Here is a 20,135-nt window from a genome sequence, read left to right as displayed (position 1 = left end):
ATCTTATGAGAAGCGAAGCGACTCCTCTCGTCATTGATTATATGTCCACCGAGTTCCGGCAGGATCCCTGGCCGCTGTATACCGCTTTAAGACAGGAGGAGCCGATTCACTGGTCGGAAAAACAGCAGTGCTACTTCCTCAGCAAGTTTAAACATATCAAGCAGATCCTGCTCGATACGGAAAATTTTACGGTCGAGCATCCGTTCCGGACGACCCGCCATCTGTTCGGCTCCACGATCATTGATATGGACGGTAAGAAGCACAGCGAAAGACGCCCGATCATGAGCAACCAGTTCAAGCCCAGCGCGATGCAAAAAGGGATGGAAGACGCCGTCAGGCAGGTCGTTAAACGGATCGTGGACGGAATTCCTTCCGGCCGGGAGGTCGATTTTATCCAAGAAGTCGCGATCCCCATTCCGATGACCATCATCATGGAGGCAATCGGTCTGCCGGCGGAGGATGCCATGTGGGTCTATCGCAAGATGCGGCCGATTATTCTCCATCTGGATAATCCCAAAAGTCATTTTCAGGCCGCCCTGGAAGCGAGCGATGAACTCTACGCTTACATCGAGAACTTCGTGCTTGGCGGAACTTCCCGGGGCATGATCGCCCATTTCCGGGCGGCTGTGGAGAAGGGGCAGTGGACTCAGGAAGATATGAACCGGCACATTCTGCTTCTGCTGTCCGCCGGTTCCGAGACGACGGCCTGTTCTATTGCCAATATCATGGCCATTCTGCTGGACAAACCGGAAGAGCTGGCGCGCGTGATGGAGGATAGCGACTATCTGAAGTCTGCCGTTCAGGAAAGCCTTCGCTGGCAGCCTCCTCTTCACACGACGACCCGGATCTGCAAAAAAGATTATGAGCTGGACGGGGTTGTCATCCCGAAAGGGAAGTTTGTTATCCTTCTTCTGGCCAGCGCCAACCGGGACGAGGAGATGTACGATAATCCGGCCCAGTGGATTCCTTCCCGCAAAGAAAAAGCGAATTTATCGTTCTCGATGGGCTCCCACAATTGCCTCGGGTTTAACCTGGCGAAGCTGGAGCTTGAGGAAACGTTCCTTCAGTTGTTCAACCGGTTCAGCGGAGTAAAGCTTACCCAAAACGAGCGTCCTGTCATTCAAGGACAAACTTTCCGTATACCGCAGAAGCTTCTGCTTACCTTCACGTAAAGCAGGATGCGAGAGAGAAGAAACGAGGTTAGCTATGGTCGGAATCAGTCATGTGCATTACGTGTTGGGCGATTACAAACCTTTGACGGAGATCCCGGAGATGGATACTTCCAAAGAAAATTTAGCCAAATTCCGGATCAACGGGGTCCGTCAATACTGCGGGTCCGATAAGACCATGTACCAGCTCGCGCTGGAGACGGCCACCGCTACTCTGGAAAAAAGCGGATTGGACAGAAGTTCGGTCGGCGCCGTTTTCTTCGCTACTGGCAATCATCACTGCAAGGAGCTGCACGAAGAGGATTTTGGCGGGCGGCTTCTAGACGAGCTTGGACTTGACCGCGCGTTTTTTTACGGGGTATTCATGCAGTACTGCGCAAGCGTTGCGGCAGCCCTTCAACTGGCGGGACAGTTTGCGGAAGCGAACGGCACGAACGTCCTGCTCGTGAGCGCGGATAAAATCCTCGATTACGGACCTATCGTGCGCATCATCCCTGGCGTGATCGGCCTGCACAGCGATGGAGCCGTTTCCTGCATCGTGACGGACCGGAATCCCCAGTTTACGATGACTCCTTTTCAGACGCTTCAGGATTCTTCTTCATGGCGGCTGATGTACGGCCGGGAGAAGAAAGGGCTGCAGGACAGTTTTCTTACGAATTCCCGTCTTGTCATCTCTCGGGTTCTCGAAGCGAACAACCTGCCGAAAGAGAGCATTCATCATGTGGTGACGAACAATTTTAATTTCACGATTTCCAAAAACCTTTCGGTATACTGGGAAATTCCGTACGAGAAATTTTTCAGCCTGAACATCCCGCGAACGGCTCACTGTCCGGCCGGAGACGTGTTTATCAATCTTCTGGATATGAAGACGGCTGGAATTATTTCCAGGGGAGATTCCATCCTGACGTTCTTTCCGGCTCCCCATTCGTGGATGGGAACGCTATTGACTAAAAATTGAAGGAGCTGAGCCCATGACGTTGAGCGTTTTTGATGAAAAGTCAATTTATGGTGCGGATTATTATCTGGCCGGTTCCAAGAACGAATTTCTGATCCTGGAAGACCGGGAAGGAAGACGGAAGCATTATATCGACTGCATGAGCGCTTACGCATCGGTGAATTTCGGTCACTGCAACCCGGATATCGCTCCGTTCCGCGAGCTGCGCTCGGATATCGCGGCCTGCTTTTACCCGAAAGAAGCGGAGCAGTATGCACAGTGGCTTCTCGGCAAGCTCAAGGCTCCCGGCTACGAGCTTCTGTTTCAAGTCGGCGGCAGTATGGCCGTATCAACGGCACTTTCCATCGGCCAGCGCGTGAGAGAAGGCAAAATCGCCTATCTCAAAGGCTCTTTCCACGGACTGGGCCTTGATGCGCTGGCCGTTACGAGTGTGCACAAAAATTTTGCCTTGCAGCAAACGTCCCTGATGGGCGAGCTTGAAAAGCACTGCATCGAAATCGAGCCGGGGCAGACGGATATTCCGTGGGAGATGATTTCGACCTTTATCTACGAGCCGGTGCAGGGAGCCAACGGCTACATCCCCCTCCCGGAGAAGTGGCTGACCGATACGGCCGCCGAAGCAAGGCGGCATGGTGTGGTCGTCGTGTCCGATGAGATCCAGTGCGGCTTTTACCGTCATGGTCACCTTAGCGTGTCCTGCCATCTCGGAATAGAAGCGGACATTTACTTATTCAGCAAGTCGATGACCAACGGGCTGTATCCGTTCTCCGCCGTCGTATACCGGGGCTCGTTGAAGGAAACGATCCCGGGCTCGCTGTTTCTTGCGCATACGTTTCAGACTTCGTCGCTGGGCTGCTTCGCGGCCATGGCGGTCGCCGAATATATCGACGCCAGCCGTCCCGAAGAGCTGTGCGGCGAGATCGAGGCGCTGATCCGCGAGCATTTTCCTTTCGAGCTTCCGCTGCTGCGGGACGTCCATCTGACAGGTCCGACTCTTTCCTTTGAAGTCGAAGGAGTTTCCGGGAAGTCCATCGTCCAGCAGTGCCTCGAACGCGGAATTCTGATTTTCACGGGCGGCCCTGCCGGACAACGAATCCGTTTCGCCCCGCCTCTGACGATTGAGAAGACGAATCTGGTGTACGCCATCAAACAGCTTGCCGATGTGCTGACGCACGCAGGCGCGGTTCATACCCTATAAAACCCCGAAGGAGTGTGCTGAACATGATTACGGAAGAGAAGGGCATCGACTTATCTACGATCGAGCAGGTCAGACGCCAGTTTGCCGGCATAGGCTGCGCTCAGCTTAACGATGCTTCCCAGAAGTATACCGTTCCGTTTCCGACGACATTTCAGAACCGGACGCGTCATCTTAAACTGTGCGGGCCTGTGTATACGGTCAACACGGACAACGACATGCTGCCGGGTCTGGAGGCGCTCAGCAAGGCACCTCAGGGCAGCGTCCTGTTTTTGAACAATGTGAACGAACGTTCCGAAGCGCTCGCGGGAGATATTTACGTCCTTGAAGCGATCCGGCGGAAGCTGGGCGGTCTTGTCATCAACGGCGCCGTCCGGGATATCGACGATATCAACAAGCTGGACTTTCCCGTCTTCTCTACGGAAGTCACTTACGTATCGGCCAAAACGGCGGTTAAGCCTGCGACGAAAGTGCCTGACACGGTTCAGGCCGGGGATATCGTCATCGAGCCGCAGGATTGGATTTTCGGAGATAACGACGGGCTGCTGCTCATAAAGCGCAAATATTTAAACGCGGTTCTTCAGGGAGCCCTTTATGTCGAACGGAGGGAAGAAGAATTGAAGAAAGAAATTTTAAGCGGCAAAAGCATGGCATCCCTTACGGGGCTGGACGATTATCTCGCCGGCAAGGGACCGCTGAAATTTGATGTCTAGGGCGCAATTTCGCATCCGTCCGGTTATTCTTCCATTTCCGTTAGATGAAGGGGAATAAAACGATGTATATCAAGGAAATCGTCGCGCTTTGGTTAAAACGGATGGGCATCCATACGGTCTTCGGAATTCCCGGAAGCTATGTGCTTCCGATGATCGACGAAATTTCGCGCAAGGAAATCCGGTTTGTGCTTTCTCAGCACGAATACGGTGCGGCGCTGATGGCGGACGGTTTTGCCAAAGCCGGCGCAGTACCCGCCTGCGTCATTACGACGACGGGGATAGGAGCCACGAATGCGCTCAGCGGCATTGTGAACTCTTTCACAGATTCGCAGCCCGTTATACTTCTGACCGGTCAGGTTCCCATATCGACTTACGGGAAAGGCGCCCTCCAGGAGTGTGTCGGCGAGGGGCGCACGTTCGATCTGGAAGCTTTGATGTCCAACGTGACCAAGTATTCCAAACTGGTCGAGTCTGCAGACCACCTGCTCGATACGTTGAAGGAGGCGGAGATGCACCTTTGGTCGGGACGCAAAGGGCCCGTACATATCTGCATACCGATCGACGTTCAGTTCACGGAAATTCATTTTGAAGGGTTTGAGCCGTTCGCTTTCCCGAAACCGACCGAAATCGTTGACGCGGCCGGAGAAGAAGTAAGCCGGCTCGGAAATCTGCTGAAAGAATCGCAGAAGCCCTTGCTGCTGCTCGGAGCCGGTGCTAACTACAGCCACAATGAAGAAGTCGTCGAACAGATCGCCGACCTGGGAATTCCGGTAGCCACGACGCTCAGAGGAAAGGGAATTCTCAGCGAGAATCATCCGCATGCGCTCGGCTGCACGGGGCTGCACGGGAAATCGGCCGCCAATTATTATTTGTACCGGGAAGCGGATCTCGTCATCGCGGTCGGCGTGTCCATGAGCGAGTTTACGACGCAGGGCTGGGATTCCATTTTCGATAAAGTTCCGCTTGTGCAGGTCGACATCGACCCGAAGCAGATCGGCAAAAACTACAAGGTACGCATAGGGATTGCTGCGGATTCGGAAACTTTCCTGCTAGCTCTGTATGATCTGCTGGAGGACGCCTCGTGGGAGAAAGCGACGGCGGCGCTGCGGCAGTCGAAGCACAAATTTGCCGATGCCGACCGCGAGAAGGATTTGTCTTACGTCTCCGCCGTCGAAGGCAAGCTGCATCCGGTTCAGGTCATCGAAACGCTGCAAAAACTGCTTCCGCTCGATAAAACGATCTGGGTAACGGACCCGGTCTCGTGGACTGAAACCCATTTGCTTTCGAAAGGAGCGGGCACGTATATCGAAGGCTTGAACGGGGCGGCTATCGGGTATGCGCCTCCGGCCGCGATCGGCGCCAAATGCGCCAAGCCCGATTCGTATGTGGTCTCCATCTTCGGTGACGGCGGCTTCCGCCAGACGGCGCTGGAGATGGCGACGGCCACGTCCCACGAAATACCGGTGCTCTGGCTCAATTTGAACAACGAGAAGTTCGAGTCCATCAACAACGCGCAGAAATCGTATTACAAAGGCAACGTGGTAGGAACGTCGTATAAACCGATCGACTATGTGGCCTTTGGCAGGTCGATGCTGATCGATACGATCCGTGTGACAACGGTAGAGGAGCTTCAGGAGGCGGCTAAATCGTTTCTTGATGAAGAGCGGCCGCTGCTCCTCGACATCCAGATCGTGGGTTCGGTCGTATCGGCGCCTAAATTCAGACAGCTCGCCAGGTACAAAACGTGGAAGCTCACGACAAGCCGGAAGTCTTCCGAGGATATGAAAGAAATTGTCAGTTATTTTCTGAAGAACCGGTATTGAAAAACGGGGTACGCACGAAAGGAGACGCGCTTATGAGCGGTGGAATAACGGAGAACAGAGCCAGACTGGACAGTTCCGCGGCCAGTGTGCGGAGCGTGTTCGACGCAAGAACGGTGGGCTCCTCGCACCGGAGACTGGCTGAGCTTCTTGAGCCGGGACAGTCGGTACTCGATGCCGGCTGCGGGACTGGAGCCATTACGAAAGGCATCGCGGAGGCGGTCGGTCAAGAAGGCCGTGTCGTCGGAATCGACAATAACGAAGGACTGATCTCTTACGCCCGGGAAACCTTCGGCGGGCAGGCGGCGCTTGCCTTCGAAACGGCGGACATCCACTATTTGCCGTACAAGGGCGAATTCGACATCGTGACGACGGCCCGTGTGCTTCAATGGCTGGCCGATCCCCGGCAGGCGCTCGGCCAGCTCATCGAAGCCGCAAAACCGGGAGGCCGCGTGATCGTGCTGGACTATAATCACGACAAGATCAGCTGGCAGCCGGAGCCGCCCCCAAGCATGAAGGCCTTCTATGCGGCCTTTCTGAGATGGCGTTCTGATGCGGGAATGCGCAACGGGATAGCCGACGAGCTTCCCGGCGTTTTCGCGGACCTGGGGCTCGTGGATATCCGGAGCAGCGAACAGCACGAAACCGTGACGCGTGAAGACGGGAACTTCCTTCAGCAGGCCGGAATCTGGGCGGACGTTGCGGCAACCCGCGGTATCCAGATGGTGGCGGACGGCTACTTGTCCGAGCAGGAACGGGCGGCCGCCGAAACCGAATATCGGCAGTGGGTGCAGACGGAAGCGGTCTCTCAGACGATGTATATGCTTGCCGTCGAGGGAGTTAAGTCGGAATAATCCCAGCCGAAATCGGACCGGGGGCTGTCTCGTAGGCGGTCCCCGGCCGAGGTAGGCGGAGATTTTCAAGCGGGAGGGAGATATGGACAATCGGATTACGATCTTGGATACGACTTTGCGGGACGGCACGCAAGGAGAAGGCGTCAGCCTGACAGTCGAGGATAAGCTGAAAATCGCCAAACGGCTGGATATGCTGGGTATTTCTTTCATCGAAGGAGGCTGGCCCGGCAGCAATCACAAAGATGTGGAATTTTTTATCCGCGCCAGAGAGTTGAACCTGCAGCAGGCCAGAATTACGGCATTCGGCTCCACCAGGCGCAAGAACAGCTCGGCCGAGCGTGACGCGAACCTCCGGCAGCTGCTGGATATCGGGGTAGGCACGGCGGCGATTTTCGGTAAATCGTGGGATTTTCAGGTCCAAACGGCGATCCAGACGACGCTTTCCGAAAATTTGAGCATGATCGAAGACACGGTCCGGTTTCTTAAACGCAGCGGTACCGGCGTGATCTACGATGCGGAGCATTTTTTCGACGGCTACAAGAGCAACCGCGCTTACGCCATGTCGACCATTCGCAAAGCTTACGAAGCCGGGGCGGACTGGATCGTTCTCTGCGACACGAACGGGGGAACTCTTCCGCACGAGATAGCGGCGATAGTCGCTTCCGTGAAAGAACAATTGGACTGCCCGCTCGGCATTCACGCCCATAACGATTGTGAACTCGCCGTGGCGAATACGATTGCCGCCGTTATGGCGGGTGCCGCGCAGGTGCAGGGAACGATCAACGGCTACGGCGAAAGATGCGGCAACGCAAATCTCATCTCGGTTATTCCGAACCTCCAGCTCAAGCTGGGTCTGCCGGTTATAACCGCGGAGCAGCTTGCCGGACTTACAAGTACGGCGCGTTATGTGAGCGAGATTGCAAATATGCATATGCCGGTCAATCAGCCTTTTGCCGGACATGCGGCCTTTGCTCACAAGGGCGGTGTCCATGTCTCGGCTATTTTGCGCGATTCGACCACGTATGAGCACATAGCGCCCGGACTGGTGGGGAACAGGCAGCGGGTTCTGGTTTCCGAGCTTTCCGGCCAGAGCAACCTTGTTTTCAAGGCTCAGGAGCTCGGTCTGGAACTGGAAGCGAACAACCCGAATACGAAGATCCTTATCGAACGCGTAAAGGAGCTTGAGCATCAGGGTTACCAGTTCGACGGAGCCGACGCTTCCCTGGAGCTTCTGATCCGGAGTGTCCACGGGAATCTGGAAGAAATCCTAACCCTGGAGTCGTTTAAAATAACCGTCGTCAAATCCGTCGATCAGGCGATTTTGTCCGAAGCGGTTGTGAAGGTCAAGGTACACGGAGAGTCGGTGTACAACGCCGCCGAAGGCAACGGGCCGATTAATGCGCTGGATAATGCACTGCGCAAATGCCTGATGCAGCACTATCCGAGTCTTCAGACGATGCACTTGTCGGATTATAAGGTCCGCGTGCTCGACGATAAAGACGGTACCGCCACGAAAGTCAGGGTTCTGATCGAATTCTCGGATCGCGAAGAAACCTGGAGCACGGTCGGCGTCTCCGAAAACATTATCGAAGCCAGCTGGCAGGCTTTATGCGACAGCATCCGCTATGCGCTGCTGGATGTCAAGCCTGCGCTGAACAAGCGGGCCGAGGGAATTAAAGAAGCCGTCGGTCTCGTAAATCACTGACATATTAGTCAAACGGATAGAGAGAGGTGAGCATCATGTCTACAAAACAACCCAAAGAAGGGGAAGCGGTTCATGCTTCCGGTGCCGGGATACAAGGACCCGAACGGACCCGGATGCCGCTGGCCGTTTATTTCCTGGCTGTAAGTATTTTTATTATTTGTACCGCCGAGCTTCTGCCGATGGGACTGCTGCCGCAGATTGCCCGGGATTTCAACATGAATGTGTCGAGCGCGGGACTGCTCATTACGGTTTACGCACTCGGCGTCGCGATCGGCGGCCCCTTGATTACGGCCGCGACGGGAAGAGTCGAGAAGAAGAAGCTGTTGATCGCACTGCTTCTCCTGTTCGTTGCCGGATCTTTGATCAGCGCGGTTACGACCAACTATTATCTGCTGATGGTCGGCCGGCTGTTCTGCTCGTTTTCCCACGGGACGCTTGTCGGTGTGGCCATCGTGGTGGTCCAGCGGCTTGCACCTCCGGGAAAAGAAGGCAGCGCCATTTCCTATTTAACGGTAGGTTTGACGGTAGCCACCATATTGGGCGTTCCGGTAGGAACCTTTATCGGCAACAGCTACGGCTGGCGGATGTCCTTCTATGCCTTGACGATTGCGGCCGCCATCTGTGTTATCGGAATGGCATGGCTCGTCCCAACGATCAAGTCCGGCAAAGCCGTCGGGATGGCTAAACAAACCCGTGAAATTTTCCGAGCCAAACCCCTTGTCGCATTGATGACGACGGTTTTCAGCTCCGGCGGTTTGTTTGCCGGTTATACGTATATCGCGCCTTACCTTGAAGAAGTTACCGGCTTTACCCCGACAGCGGTTTCACCCATTATGCTCGCGTTCGGGATCGGTTCCGCCATCGGCAACATCGCCAGCGGAAAGCTCGCCGATAAGGGCCTGATGAAAACATTACTCGGGTCGCTGGCAGCCATGATCATCACGATGACGGCCTTCGCCCTGCTCGGGCAGGTGCCCATTCTGGCGGTGATTTTCTCCTTCCTCTGGGGACTGACCGGTTTCGCTATCGTAACACCGCTCAATATGCTTGTGCTGCGGAAAGCCGGAGACGCTGCGGATCTGGCGGCTTCTCTCAACATTTCCGCCTTTAATGTAGGCAGCGCCATCGGAGCCGCAGTAGGCGGAGTTGCGATCAATACCGCACTGGGACTACGGGGAGCACCGCTGTCCGGCGTAGCCATCGGCTTGATCGGCGTCCTGTTCGCCGTCACGCTGATATGGATGGACCGCAAATCAGCCTGGCGGCAGACCGTAACCAAAAGCAGCACCTGAACGAACGGTGGATCAGTTGGGCACTTTTAGACGGGAAGGAAGTGTGGCGGAATGAATGATTTCAAGAAAGAGCCGCGCAAAGCAATCGTCATCGGCAACAGCATGGCCGGAAAACTGGCCGCTCGGGTTCTGTCCGATTACTTTGATACCGTTACGATTATCGAGCAGGACCCTCAGCCGGAGGGGCCTTACCCTCGCAAAGGAACACCGCAGAGCTATCATACCCACGGGCTTTTAAAAAGCGGAGAAAATACGCTCGACAAGTTGTTTCCCGGTATTATGCAGGAGCTGGAGGGGCACGGTGGCGAGAGGCTCGATTTTATCCGGGACATTTCCTGGGTTTACCAGAACTTTCACTTTGTCCGGTTCAACAGCGGGTTCGAGGTTGTTTCCCAAAGCCGGCCCCTGCTGGAATGGCGGGTACATCAGCGGCTGCTCCAGCGCTCCAACATCGAATTCGCTTATTCGCACAGAGTCGTTCAGTATATCAGCCGTCCTGGCGAGAACCGTTTTACGGGTGTCGAGACGGAGAACCTGGTTACCAAGCAATCCGAGCGTCTGGAGGCGGACCTGATCGTCGATGCGGCGGGTTCGGCGACTAAAACGCCGGATCAGCTTCTGAAACACGGTTTTGACCCTCTTCCGCAATCCGAAGTGCATATTAATCTCGCTTATGCCACACGGATGTACGAGCGCGATCCTTCCGTAAGCCATGATTACAAGTCCGTGATCGTTTTTCCGAATCCGCCGGAAGTGTCCAAAGGCGGCCTGACATTCCCGATTGAAGGAGACCGCTGGTCCGTTACCCTCGTCGGATACGGAGACGAAAATCATCCGCCGCGCGATGACCAGGGATTCCTGAATTTCGCCAAGTCCCTTACACATCCGCATTTGTATGACCATATCAAATCGCTTAAACCGGCGGGCGATATTCATGTGTACCGGTTTCCGAGCCAAGTGCGCCGGCATTACGAAAAACTCGACCGTTTCCCGTCAGGACTTGTCGTCATCGGGGATGCCTTCTGCCGGTTTAATCCGGTTTTCGGGCAGGGCATCAGCATCGCTTGCCTGGAAGCGCTGGAACTGCAGAAGGTTCTGAAGGAAGTGCGTTCGGGCGAGATCAAGGCCGATGTGATTCCAATCGTTCTCCATAAACGGTTGTCGGCGCTCGTTGAACCTACGTGGATGACGGCGACCTCCGATGCGTTTTTGTATCCGAATACGAAAGGAAAGAAGCCCGGGGGCCTCGGTTTTATGCAGTGGTACGTCCGCAGACTGTACCGACTGTCGGAGTATGACCAGGACGTGTACGGGAAGTTTATCCGCATCCTGCACATGGTAGAAAAACCGACCGAATTGTTTAAACCGGCGATGATTTACAAAGTCATGCGGGCCAAAATGCCCAAGCCCGATAAAAGGACGCCCGGCAGTCCTGTAAACCGGGATCGCGAACAAACTTTATAATCCGTAATCGTTTGCAATATAAACGGACGACTAAACCGAATGAACGGGGGAACTTAAATGAGCACCATTCGTCATCTGGTTTTATTCAACCTGAAGCATGAGGAGGGTTCGGCCGAAGCGGAAAAGTTTCTGAACGACGGAAGAGAACTGCTTGCCTCCATACCACAGGTGCAGAAGCTTCAAGTTTTACGGCAGATCAGCCTGGAAAACGATTATCAGTACGCGTTCTCGATGGAGTTTTCCAGCCAGAGCGACTATGACGAGTATACAGCCGTTCCGCGGCATATCGAGTTTGTGGAGCAGAGGTGGCTGCCGGAAGTGGTACGTTCCTTTGAAGCGGATTTCGAAGTGCACAGCTAAACTCCGGCAGGTAGCGCAGCCCGATTTCTACGGAATTTCTAAAGTAGCACCTTTCATGACGGTCGTAATAAAAACCGGATTGAAGAGGTGCTTCTTTTTGCTGCCGGGACGGGAGGACCTATAAAAGTTAGAACTGTTTGACCGGCGGGCCTTTTGGTATTCTCGGCATGAGGGAGGCGATGAAGGTACGTTACTTCCAGGCGAAAAGTTTCCGATTAAAAACGAGCTTTGCCTGTTTCAACGGGGAAAAAGCTGTTCCGGTTCCCGTAAAACAGGGAGAAACAGCTCTGTTAACCTATTCGTGGACGATGAAAAACGGCGGATACGGAGTCCGGTTTACGGACGTAAAGCAGGCGCCCGGAGATCTCCCTAGAGATAACAAGATTCGCATCCGTGCCCCCGAATCCGGTATTTCTTCCCTTATTCTTACGGGAGATCATGCGGAAGGAACGTTCCGGATGGAATGGAAGGCAGAATAAGAGGCGTCCGTACATGCCGATCAAGTTTCGGACTTGAAGGACTTGCCTTTCTCCGCATCCAAGCCGAAGTAATGCCGGAAGCTGTAAATGAGCGGATTCCATGCGGCTGGATTTACATAATGTTCCCCCAGCACGATCCGTTCTTCGGCATGAACGGCACGGGATTCGGTTTCCACGATGCAAAAGCCGTCGCTCGGGTGCACCTGAACGAGAGCGGCTTCGATTTGCAGGGGGCATTCCTGAATTCTCAAGGGCTTCACGCATGCGGACGGAAGAGAGGTGAAGCCGGCGGCCGCAAACTTGTCTCTCTCGAACCGGTATAACTCGCGTTTATTGTCCGGGACGGGCGATTTGCCGGTCAGCGGGGCCAGCTTCTCAACTTTTTCCCACAGCGAGCTGTCCGGAAGGTTGATTACGCATTCACCCGTTCGGGACAAATTTTCCAGCCCTTTTCCGCCGTTTCCGATGCCGAGAATAATCCGGCTGCCGAGCGCCCAGGCGGACGACAACGGGGAGATATTCGTGCTTCCGTCCTCGCTTAAAGTGGTGAGGAGAACGACGGGGGTTCCGAAATAAAGAATGGAGGGCCGAATCGTCCGAAACGTACTTTGTACTTCTTGTTTAATCATTCTTATCACCTTGCAAGAAGCATACATGATGTACCATTCGACCCCCGTCGAAACATTCTTGCAAGCTCGGCGCGGTTTCACAGCAGATTCAGGTCTACCCCTAAATGCCTCAGCCCGTCACGCCCAGTGTCCGTGATCCGGACGGCCCGTCCGCCGGGGATCCGTTCGATCCATTCCCGCCGGAACAGCTGCTCCGTCAAGGCGGCGCCAAGGCTTCCGGCGATGTGGTACCTGCGTTCGCTCCAGTCCAGGCAGCACTTGGCGAATTGTCTCCGGCTTCTGCGGAGATCCGCGCAGTTTATGCCGAAGGCTCGGAGGAAGGTTTCGCCTTTCTCCGTAACCGTAAAGTCGCGGCCGGACTGGCCGATGATGCCCGTCTCAAGCAGGCGGTCCGCCAGCGCGACACCCGCTTCACCCGCGAGATGGTCGTAGCAGGTCCGGGCGAAGCGCAGATGATTAAGCCGGTCGTACTCCCGCAGCGACTTGACCGGCTTTGGCCGCGCCAGTGTATTCAGCGCTTCAAGCGCATCGGCGACCTCCGGGCCCGCAAGCTTGTAGTACCGGTGGCGCCCCGAGAGCTCGACCGTGAGCAGGCCGCCTTCCACCAGCTTGGCCAGGTGCGAGCTGGCCGTCTGGGGAGTGATGCGGGCGGCTGCGGCCAGCTCGCTGGCCGGCATGCACTTGCCGCTCAGAAGCTGCAGCAGCATCTGCATCCTCGACGGTTCTCCGATTAAGCCTGCCAAGGCTATCGTATCGGGTAAAGCTTTCATGTTCGCATTCCTCCAATGCAGCTGCATATTCTCTTCCTACAATAGCACATCCACCATTCGACCGGGATCGAAATTAATCATGGCTGTACAAGAATGTTTTGAATTCTCTTGGACGGGCGAGGTAGGTATAGAGATAAGAAAAAAGAGCCTAGGCAGGCTCTTTTTAAATAGTTAACCGCATTAAATAAATCTTGTAGTTAATGAGGTTAATTAAATATTTAATTAATAGGGTTAATTATAATCGCCCCGACTTTGAAAATTTCCTTAACTGCCCTCTCTCTCTGATTACAGCGGCAGGGTAAGAATGTGCTGAGGGCCCAGCGGTCCGATCTTGGTCCGTCCGTGATCCTCGAACCCGCATTTCAAATACAAATTCCGTGCCGTAATATTTTTCATATTGACCCCGAGGCCGACAATCCGAGCCAGAGGAAAATGGTTTCTCACAAAATCGGGGAGGAGGAGCAGTCCCTGCTTGGCGTAGCCTTTTCCCTGTTCCGCATGGTTGACCGAAAAAGCTCTCAGTACGATAGTCTGCGGGTCGTCCGAATAGAGGGCGATTTCTTCGCCGTCATACAAGACAAAAAAACCGACAGGTTTCGAATCGGCCAAAATGACAACCGGATAGCGGTGTGAATCTTGTGCCGCCGCCTTCAGGACTTCATGAGGCAGGGCGCTGAACTGAAGCTGCTCGTCCGGCAAATAAAAGGAACGGAGCCCGTCGTCGTACTCGTCTTTGTAAAAATTCAAGAGAACGGATGATTTTGCGGCAGATGTTGACATGATATCTCTCCAGTTTTTATCGGGAATAAGCGCCTGAACAGCCCGGAGGCAGCGCTTTTACAAGGATATCACAGCGCAAAGTGATTTTGTATGGAGAGCTTAGTTGAAACGGAAAAATATATCTGCTTATTCACTAGTTTGAAAAAGCTTGTTGCCAAATTTAATTCTCACATAAGCAATAACCGCGTAATAAACAGGCAGAGCATCCACCAACACCCAAAACATGACGATCGAAATGGAGTTCATATCGGATAGAAAACGGGTCGTATCCCGGGAATATTGAAGTGCCACAACAACTGCGGTCCCGCCCAGTAGAGGAAGGATCGCTTTTCTCGTCTGAAATTTAAACAGCTGTCCCGCGCATTTGGTCCCTACATACAGGATAAACGCATCATGAACGAACATGGATGTTGTCCACAAGCCGATCAGCAGCGGATCCGCATTGCCGAGAAATCCGCTTAACGTCGAACTTCGGATCAATTCGAGGAGAGGATACTGAATACGGCTTCCGAAGTAAGGGCCGAAATTAAACAATGTCAGCATCCACTGCAAGGAGACGGCAAACGTCACGAGCAGACAGGCCGAGAGCAGGTTGCGAAGCGTTTTGGGGCCGAATTTCAGATGGGGCACCATAAATAAAAAAACGAACCATTCGCCAAACCAGGAAACGACGGTAAAGGTATCCCGCACCGCCAAGCCCATTTTGTGATGGGTCCATAAGGCGGGGAACATTTGAAAATTGGCGTTCGCCGTAAACAAGCCCAAAATGATGGCGGTCCCGATCATCGTAATGAGGAAAAGCCCGTCCGCCATATAGACAATCGAGACAAATCCCCAGCGCGCCGTAATCACGATAACCAGCCCGATGATAAGCTGCAGGAACCATTGGGGCGTTTCTCTCATATAAGTCGCTCCGTAGAACAGCGTGAAGCTTTCGAGATCGATAGAAATGTAATAAACGCACCAGAACAGAACAAGTAACAAAACGAAGCGGTGCGGCCATTTTCCGATAATTTGTTCGCCGAACTGAACCCAAGGGACTCCGGGGTTTAACCGTCCGATATAGACCGTGCAGCAGATGAATAAAACGCCGATAAGCCCTCCCAGAAGCAGGGAGATCCAGCCCTGATAGCCGGAGGTTGTAATCAGAGGGGAAATAAGAAAAGCGATCGGCTGAGAAATCATGTAAATCGTTGCAAACCGGAATGTCTGCCAGGATGTCGAGCGCATGCGATCACCTCCTTCAATCAGAAATAAGAAGCTTACTCCAGCCAGCCAAGCAGCAGATGCATGAGCTGATTGGGCTGGGGCCACCACGCAAAGGCGGAGGCCAGAACGCTCCAACAGCCCAGCACCGAGAAAAGTACCCAGAATTTGACGGTGTCGCCTGGAGGTCTGGGATTGGTTCTAATCCATTCCAGCAAGCTGATAGCGAAGAAAGCCACAGCGATCATAGCGGATTTTCCTTCCCGTAGATGACGGACCGGATGGGGGAACGTTAAGATTGGATTCCGGTCTGTTTCACATTTATCTCGCATTTAAATTCGATATCGAGGTCGTTCTTATAATAATCGGTCCAGTTGTCCCGCTTCTTCTCCCAAAATTCCGGATAATTCCAATCAAGCAGCATGCCCAGCTGCAGGACATCCGACTTTGCTTTCTGCGTTTTGCTGAATGCGCTTTTCAGCTGTTTTTCGATTTTCTCACGCAGTTTCTGTTCAAGGATAGCATTCATTTCTTTCACGTCGCGGTTCATGATATCTCTTTTGTGGATCAGATCTCCGTAGCCTTTAAGGGTCAGCGTAAACTTGGGGCCGTCCGGTCCCATCCGGACCGATTTTTTGCTTATCAATTGATTAAAAAGAATGTCAGCCCTACTTTGATCGTCGTCCCAGGATAGGGTATAAACTTGCCTGCCCAATTTTCCCAAAGCCCAGGCTATGGCTCTACCTTCCGCACTCGGAAGTACGCCCGTGAGCTTGTCGTTGTAATATAAGGCTACTCCTTGAATGCCCGCCCATTGCCTGAGCTCTCCGTTCTCACTAGGCATTTTCATCATGCCCACCGACAAGTAATTGGTTGCGACTCCCTGACCGGAAGCTTCTGCTATCAAGCACTGCTTGGCGCTCGTATCCAGCATCGTTCTTTGCAGGGACATTTTGAGCATCACTTCCGCCGGCATCTGTTCGTAAACGGGTGTAAGTTCCGCTATATCTCTTGCCTTGCCCGGGGCCGTATTCACAATTGTGCTGATATGAAAAGTGGGTTCCCTTTGGATCCAGTCCAGCAGATCTTTGATCCCGTTCTCCGCATATTGTCTACCGACAATAACGACCCGAGCGTGCCCGAAGTTAATCTTCCTGGTCAAATCTCTCTGAATGAGCATGAGGGCTTGCGGAATGGAAGTGCCTTGTTTGGTGATCATGGCGTACGGTTTTCCTTTGGAAGTGCCGCTGCCGGCCTGTTGACCGGACATAAGACGGTTCGGCAGCGGGCTGCTGATGGTAACTTCTACCTTATCGGGGGTATCCCCCTGATCGATATACAGGGCAAAAATAAAAGTTTGTTCGTCGATTTCGACCTTCGACCAGCAGCCTGTCATCAGCAGAAGCGGAAGCAGGGCAAGAAAAAGTCTTATCGGGCTCATGTTATTTCTGCCTCCTGAAGTTCCGGTCGGTGTAGGCTTTGGAACGCTTAGTCATAAGAGACGAGGGCACACGCATAAAGATGTCTTTCCAGTCCCGGAGAACCAGCGGCGCCAGCGGGCTCAGGTAAGGAGCGCCGAACGATCTCTGGCTCGTAAGATGCCCGTACACAATAAAACTGGCGATGAAAACTCCGATCAGACCTGTTGTACCGCCAATCAGCAAGAGCGGGAAACGCAGCAGACGAAAAGCCAGTCCCAGCTCGAAATGGGGGATGATGTAGGACGCGATCCCCGTGATGGATACGACGATTACCATGGGAGCGGATACGATCCCCGCTTGTACAGCCGCCTGTCCGATTACGATCGCGCCGATGATGGAAATCGTCTGGCCGACCGGCTTAGGAATTCGCGTCCCGGCCTCGCGCAGCCCTTCGAAGGTCAGCTCCATGATAAGAGCCTCCGTCAATGCGGAGAACGGAATATTCTCGCGGGCCGCGGAGATCGTAAGCAGCAGATCCGACGGGATGATTTCGGGCTGAAACGTAGTGATCGCCACGTATAACGAAGGCAGGAGCATCGAAATCATGGCAAAGAAGATCCGCACCAGCCGTATCCAGCTTGCCGATAAATAGCTCTGGTAGTAATCCTCGGAAGACTGGAGCAGAGAAAAGAGCGTCACGGGTACGAGAAGCGCGGACGGCGTCCCGTCCTGCATGAGAGCGACACGGCCTTCCAGCAAGGAAGCGGCGACGGAATCAGGCCGTTCCGTATATTGGAATTGAGGGAAGGGCGTTTTGTTTCCTTTCTTCATCTGTTCCGAAAGGTAGCTGATCCCGAGTATTCCGTCGATGGAAATTTCTCGGATTCCTTTATCGAGATCTTTCAAAATTTCCGGTTTGCAGAGTCCTTCGATATAAACCATATAGACAGTCGTCTGCGTATAAGTGCCCACGGTATATTTAACGGTTTTCAAATCCGGGTGCTTGATTTTATGCCGGAGCAGGGACAAGTTGCTGACGATATCTTCGATAAACGCCTCTTGGGGCCCGATAACGACAAGCTCGTTCTGGGACTCGGAAACCGCTCTTTTCTGATACTTGACGACATCGAAAATATAAGCGCAGCCCAGTCCTTCGATGCAGAGCGCCGCTTTTCCGTGCACAATTTCCCGGACGGCATCCTGGGAGGCATAAACCGGCTTCGCGGGCAGCGGGAACAAAGTCCCTTCGTCCAGCAGTTGAAGGAATTCTTCCCACTCATGGTCGCCCTGGGCTTCGGTAATGAGTGCGGAAGCGACTTTTTCTTGAAGTGTCTTCACATCGACGATCGATTGGATATAAATGAGCACGCAGGAGCGTTCGTATAGGAGAAAAGGCTGATAAATCGTATCCTCGCTTCCCGCGAGAAGTTGTTGTATATTTTCATACATCAGACCTTTCATTTCCACGCTTACCCCTCCTTTTTGTCGTCCGGTATCCTTTTTCTTTAGAATGCGGAAATATCTGCAAGTTATGCAGGAAAGCCGGACAAGCTTAAGGAAGGGGAGGCTGACTTAAGGTTTGGATAAACTGCCGTTGAGGGGCCTGTGCATAGCAAAAACTCCCTTGCCATCGAAACAAGGGAGTCTGGTTCGTCGCCTTCAAGGAAGGCAGGGGCTGGGGATCAGTCCGCGGCAGGCATCTTCCTGGCCGATACGGACAGCCGGTTCCAAGCGTTTATGACGACGATGGCCATAATAATCTCGGATGTCTGAACTTCGTCGAAATAAAGGCGGACTTCGTCGTATACATCGTCCGGGACATGGGTTTCGGCAACGAGCGTAACGGCTTCCGTCAATGCGAGCACCGCACGCTCTTCCGGCGTGAAGAACGGCGTTTCGCGCCAGGCGTTCAAGGCGTAAATTCGCTGCTCGGTTTCCCCGTGCTTGCGCGCGTCTTTCGCGTGCATGTCGATGCAGAAGGCGCAGCCGTTCAGCTGGGATGCGCGTATTTTGATCAATTCTTTCAGCGATTTGTCCAAGCTTGTGGAACCCAAGTACTGCTCCAGCCCGAGCATGGCGGCATAACCTTTCGGAATCAGCTGATCCATTTGAAGACGGGTTTTCATCTTATATTCCTCCTCCTATTTGCACTCAGACTTATAACAGATAAGGAGGCCGTTTTGTGACAGAAAAAAGGAAAGAGGCAAAAAAAGTTTTTCGCCTCCTTCCTCTGGGGTAACTCTATAGACGGATTCCGTGCAGCTTATCCGGATTGCTGACCATGAACAGGCGGTCTACCCGGCTCTGTTCCCAGTCCCACGCCATGCTGACCGCAAGGACCGGACGCTCATCGCGGATGAGGACGAAGCCCGGCTCTCCGTTGATCCGGGCGGGGAGCAGGGAGCCGCTGAAATAACCGCGCGGCCATATGCCTTCGAACAGCGCCCGGATCCGGTGCGAGCCGTAAATGGGACGCAGCGCGCAGCGGACTTTGCCGCCGCCGTCCGTAACAAGAACGGCGTCCGCAGTCATCTGAGCGATAAAGTCCGCGAAATCGCCTGTCTTGGCCGCATCGAGAAACAGCTTCACGAATTGTTCCTCCCGTTCGCTTTTGTGAAGGGGCTCCGTCTCCTTCCGGACAAGCTTCGCTCTGACGCGGCTGTAAATCTTGCGGCAGTTTTCCTCGGACTTCTGGAGGGTATCTCCAATCTCTCGGTAACTGTATTCGAGCGCTTCACGCAGGATGAACACCGCACGCTCGACCGGATTGAGCCGCTCCATCATGACGAGCAGCGCGTAGGAGACGGTTTCCTCCTGCACGATCCGTTCGGCGGGGTCAAGACCAGGCCGGGCGGATATCGGCTCCGGAAGCCATTCGCCGGTATAGATTTCTTTGCGGCTGCGCGCGGATTGGAGAAAGTTGATACAGCGGTTGGTAACCGCCTTACATAAATAAGCTTTAATATTTCCGATACGGACCAGATCCTGCTGCTGGATCTCCAGATAAACATCCTGGATGATATCTTCAGCATCGTTCAGCGTTCCGAGCATCCGGTAAGCGATGGAATAAAGAAGAGAATGGTACTGCTTGTACAAGGCTTCCGTCATGGAACATCACCCTCCGTTTTCCTCAGAACCTGTTCTTTTCTTATCCTACCATCTCTGCGGATTTCAGTCTTTAGGGTAAGCATGACCGCACAGCCGATCTGCGGGTTCGGCAGCTCTATTTTATCCCACGAACTTCCAGCATCTTGACTTTATGTTTCCAGAAATTTATTATATGAACATATACTCATATTTTGCATACTTTATAAAAAACGTTT

General features: G+C 53.6%; 20 protein-coding genes. 11 read left to right on the top strand and 9 right to left on the bottom strand.

Annotated elements, in window-relative coordinates; genetic code table 11:
• The first annotated feature begins 5 nt into the window (after positions 1-5).
• From ACI48J_RS13935 to ACI48J_RS13885, 11 genes are all read left to right on the top strand, one after another.
• Entirely contained in the window at positions 6-1,172 is a 1,167-nt protein-coding gene (locus ACI48J_RS13935) for a cytochrome P450 (protein ID WP_405078752.1), read from the top strand.
• Positions 1,173-1,206: 34 nt separating this feature from the next.
• On the top strand, positions 1,207-2,127 hold the full coding sequence (locus ACI48J_RS13930) for a 3-oxoacyl-ACP synthase (RefSeq protein ID WP_405078750.1): 921 nt from the start codon (positions 1,207-1,209) through the stop codon (positions 2,125-2,127).
• A gap of 13 nt (positions 2,128-2,140) precedes the next feature.
• Positions 2,141-3,322 (top strand): aminotransferase class III-fold pyridoxal phosphate-dependent enzyme, encoded by a 1,182-nt coding sequence (locus ACI48J_RS13925; protein ID WP_326051714.1) that lies wholly within the window; start codon positions 2,141-2,143, stop codon positions 3,320-3,322.
• Positions 3,323-3,345: 23 nt separating this feature from the next.
• A complete protein-coding gene (locus ACI48J_RS13920) occupies positions 3,346-4,032 on the top strand; it encodes an RraA family protein (protein ID WP_326051713.1) in 687 nt (228 codons plus the stop codon).
• A gap of 62 nt (positions 4,033-4,094) precedes the next feature.
• On the top strand, positions 4,095-5,855 hold the full coding sequence (locus tag ACI48J_RS13915) for a thiamine pyrophosphate-binding protein (RefSeq protein ID WP_405078749.1): 1,761 nt from the start codon (positions 4,095-4,097) through the stop codon (positions 5,853-5,855).
• Between the two features lie 32 nt (positions 5,856-5,887).
• The gene (locus ACI48J_RS13910; protein WP_405078748.1) at positions 5,888-6,706 is read left to right on the top strand and encodes a methyltransferase domain-containing protein; all 819 of its coding nucleotides are present in this window, start codon (positions 5,888-5,890) and stop codon (positions 6,704-6,706) included.
• An 82-nt stretch (positions 6,707-6,788) separates the two neighbouring features.
• Entirely contained in the window at positions 6,789-8,411 is a 1,623-nt protein-coding gene (gene cimA, locus ACI48J_RS13905; RefSeq protein WP_405078747.1) for a citramalate synthase, read from the top strand.
• Between the two features lie 35 nt (positions 8,412-8,446).
• Positions 8,447-9,703 (top strand): MFS transporter, encoded by a 1,257-nt coding sequence (locus ACI48J_RS13900; protein ID WP_405078746.1) that lies wholly within the window; start codon positions 8,447-8,449, stop codon positions 9,701-9,703.
• A 51-nt stretch (positions 9,704-9,754) separates the two neighbouring features.
• Positions 9,755-11,167, top strand: coding sequence for an FAD-dependent oxidoreductase (locus ACI48J_RS13895; RefSeq protein ID WP_405078745.1), 1,413 nt, complete (start codon positions 9,755-9,757; stop codon positions 11,165-11,167).
• Between the two features lie 57 nt (positions 11,168-11,224).
• A complete protein-coding gene (locus ACI48J_RS13890) occupies positions 11,225-11,527 on the top strand; it encodes a Dabb family protein (RefSeq protein ID WP_405078743.1) in 303 nt (100 codons plus the stop codon).
• A 179-nt stretch (positions 11,528-11,706) separates the two neighbouring features.
• Positions 11,707-12,006 (top strand): hypothetical protein, encoded by a 300-nt coding sequence (locus ACI48J_RS13885; protein WP_405078742.1) that lies wholly within the window; start codon positions 11,707-11,709, stop codon positions 12,004-12,006.
• Between the two features lie 20 nt (positions 12,007-12,026).
• Here the strand turns inward: ACI48J_RS13885 and ACI48J_RS13880 are convergent, their stop codons facing one another.
• The 9 genes from ACI48J_RS13880 to ACI48J_RS13840 all read right to left on the bottom strand — a co-directional run bounded on the left by ACI48J_RS13880 (position 12,027) and on the right by ACI48J_RS13840 (position 19,920).
• Positions 12,027-12,635 (bottom strand): flavin reductase family protein, encoded by a 609-nt coding sequence (locus ACI48J_RS13880; RefSeq protein ID WP_405078740.1) that lies wholly within the window; start codon positions 12,633-12,635, stop codon positions 12,027-12,029.
• Between the two features lie 77 nt (positions 12,636-12,712).
• Positions 12,713-13,405: an ArsR/SmtB family transcription factor gene (locus ACI48J_RS13875; RefSeq protein ID WP_405078739.1), complete on the bottom strand. Its 693-nt coding sequence runs from the start codon at positions 13,403-13,405 to the stop codon at positions 12,713-12,715.
• Positions 13,406-13,690: 285 nt separating this feature from the next.
• Positions 13,691-14,185: a GNAT family N-acetyltransferase gene (locus ACI48J_RS13870; RefSeq protein ID WP_405078737.1), complete on the bottom strand. Its 495-nt coding sequence runs from the start codon at positions 14,183-14,185 to the stop codon at positions 13,691-13,693.
• A 126-nt stretch (positions 14,186-14,311) separates the two neighbouring features.
• Entirely contained in the window at positions 14,312-15,415 is a 1,104-nt protein-coding gene (locus tag ACI48J_RS13865; RefSeq protein WP_405078736.1) for a GerAB/ArcD/ProY family transporter, read from the bottom strand.
• Between the two features lie 32 nt (positions 15,416-15,447).
• Positions 15,448-15,639 (bottom strand): hypothetical protein, encoded by a 192-nt coding sequence (locus ACI48J_RS13860; RefSeq protein ID WP_326051701.1) that lies wholly within the window; start codon positions 15,637-15,639, stop codon positions 15,448-15,450.
• 44 nt (positions 15,640-15,683) lie between these two features.
• On the bottom strand, positions 15,684-16,832 hold the full coding sequence (locus ACI48J_RS13855) for a Ger(x)C family spore germination protein (protein WP_405078734.1): 1,149 nt from the start codon (positions 16,830-16,832) through the stop codon (positions 15,684-15,686).
• Position 16,833: 1 nt separating this feature from the next.
• Positions 16,834-18,273 (bottom strand): spore germination protein, encoded by a 1,440-nt coding sequence (locus ACI48J_RS13850; protein ID WP_326051858.1) that lies wholly within the window; start codon positions 18,271-18,273, stop codon positions 16,834-16,836.
• A 221-nt stretch (positions 18,274-18,494) separates the two neighbouring features.
• A complete protein-coding gene (locus ACI48J_RS13845) occupies positions 18,495-18,938 on the bottom strand; it encodes a carboxymuconolactone decarboxylase family protein (protein ID WP_326051699.1) in 444 nt (147 codons plus the stop codon).
• Between the two features lie 115 nt (positions 18,939-19,053).
• A complete protein-coding gene (locus ACI48J_RS13840; RefSeq protein WP_405078732.1) occupies positions 19,054-19,920 on the bottom strand; it encodes an RNA polymerase sigma-70 factor in 867 nt (288 codons plus the stop codon).
• Between the last annotated feature and the right edge of the window lie 215 nt (positions 19,921-20,135).

Origin of the sequence: Paenibacillus chitinolyticus, assembly GCF_045038035.1 — a bacterium.
Classification (GTDB): domain Bacteria; phylum Bacillota; class Bacilli; order Paenibacillales; family NBRC-103111; genus Paenibacillus_F; species Paenibacillus_F chitinolyticus_A.
The sequence above is the reverse complement of the archived record's forward strand: the minus strand, read 5'-3'. Positions and strand labels throughout refer to the sequence as shown.

Bases quoted from the DNA above. Each gene is read 5' to 3' on its own strand.
- ACI48J_RS13935 (WP_405078752.1), top strand. From the start codon at position 6: ATGAGAAGCGAAGCGACTCCTCTCGTCATTGATTATATGTCCACCGAG.
- ACI48J_RS13930 (WP_405078750.1), top strand. From the start codon at position 1,207: ATGGTCGGAATCAGTCATGTGCATTACGTGTTGGGCGATTACAAACCT.
- ACI48J_RS13925 (WP_326051714.1), top strand. From the start codon at position 2,141: ATGACGTTGAGCGTTTTTGATGAAAAGTCAATTTATGGTGCGGATTAT.
- ACI48J_RS13920 (WP_326051713.1), top strand. From the start codon at position 3,346: ATGATTACGGAAGAGAAGGGCATCGACTTATCTACGATCGAGCAGGTC.
- ACI48J_RS13915 (WP_405078749.1), top strand. From the start codon at position 4,095: ATGTATATCAAGGAAATCGTCGCGCTTTGGTTAAAACGGATGGGCATC.
- ACI48J_RS13910 (WP_405078748.1), top strand. From the start codon at position 5,888: ATGAGCGGTGGAATAACGGAGAACAGAGCCAGACTGGACAGTTCCGCG.
- cimA (WP_405078747.1), top strand. From the start codon at position 6,789: ATGGACAATCGGATTACGATCTTGGATACGACTTTGCGGGACGGCACG.
- ACI48J_RS13900 (WP_405078746.1), top strand. From the start codon at position 8,447: ATGTCTACAAAACAACCCAAAGAAGGGGAAGCGGTTCATGCTTCCGGT.
- ACI48J_RS13895 (WP_405078745.1), top strand. From the start codon at position 9,755: ATGAATGATTTCAAGAAAGAGCCGCGCAAAGCAATCGTCATCGGCAAC.
- ACI48J_RS13890 (WP_405078743.1), top strand. From the start codon at position 11,225: ATGAGCACCATTCGTCATCTGGTTTTATTCAACCTGAAGCATGAGGAG.
- ACI48J_RS13885 (WP_405078742.1), top strand. From the start codon at position 11,707: ATGAAGGTACGTTACTTCCAGGCGAAAAGTTTCCGATTAAAAACGAGC.
- ACI48J_RS13880 (WP_405078740.1), bottom strand. From the start codon at position 12,635: ATGATTAAACAAGAAGTACAAAGTACGTTTCGGACGATTCGGCCCTCC.
- ACI48J_RS13875 (WP_405078739.1), bottom strand. From the start codon at position 13,405: ATGAAAGCTTTACCCGATACGATAGCCTTGGCAGGCTTAATCGGAGAA.
- ACI48J_RS13870 (WP_405078737.1), bottom strand. From the start codon at position 14,185: ATGTCAACATCTGCCGCAAAATCATCCGTTCTCTTGAATTTTTACAAA.
- ACI48J_RS13865 (WP_405078736.1), bottom strand. From the start codon at position 15,415: ATGCGCTCGACATCCTGGCAGACATTCCGGTTTGCAACGATTTACATG.
- ACI48J_RS13860 (WP_326051701.1), bottom strand. From the start codon at position 15,639: ATGATCGCTGTGGCTTTCTTCGCTATCAGCTTGCTGGAATGGATTAGA.
- ACI48J_RS13855 (WP_405078734.1), bottom strand. From the start codon at position 16,832: ATGAGCCCGATAAGACTTTTTCTTGCCCTGCTTCCGCTTCTGCTGATG.
- ACI48J_RS13850 (WP_326051858.1), bottom strand. From the start codon at position 18,273: ATGAAAGGTCTGATGTATGAAAATATACAACAACTTCTCGCGGGAAGC.
- ACI48J_RS13845 (WP_326051699.1), bottom strand. From the start codon at position 18,938: ATGAAAACCCGTCTTCAAATGGATCAGCTGATTCCGAAAGGTTATGCC.
- ACI48J_RS13840 (WP_405078732.1), bottom strand. From the start codon at position 19,920: ATGACGGAAGCCTTGTACAAGCAGTACCATTCTCTTCTTTATTCCATC.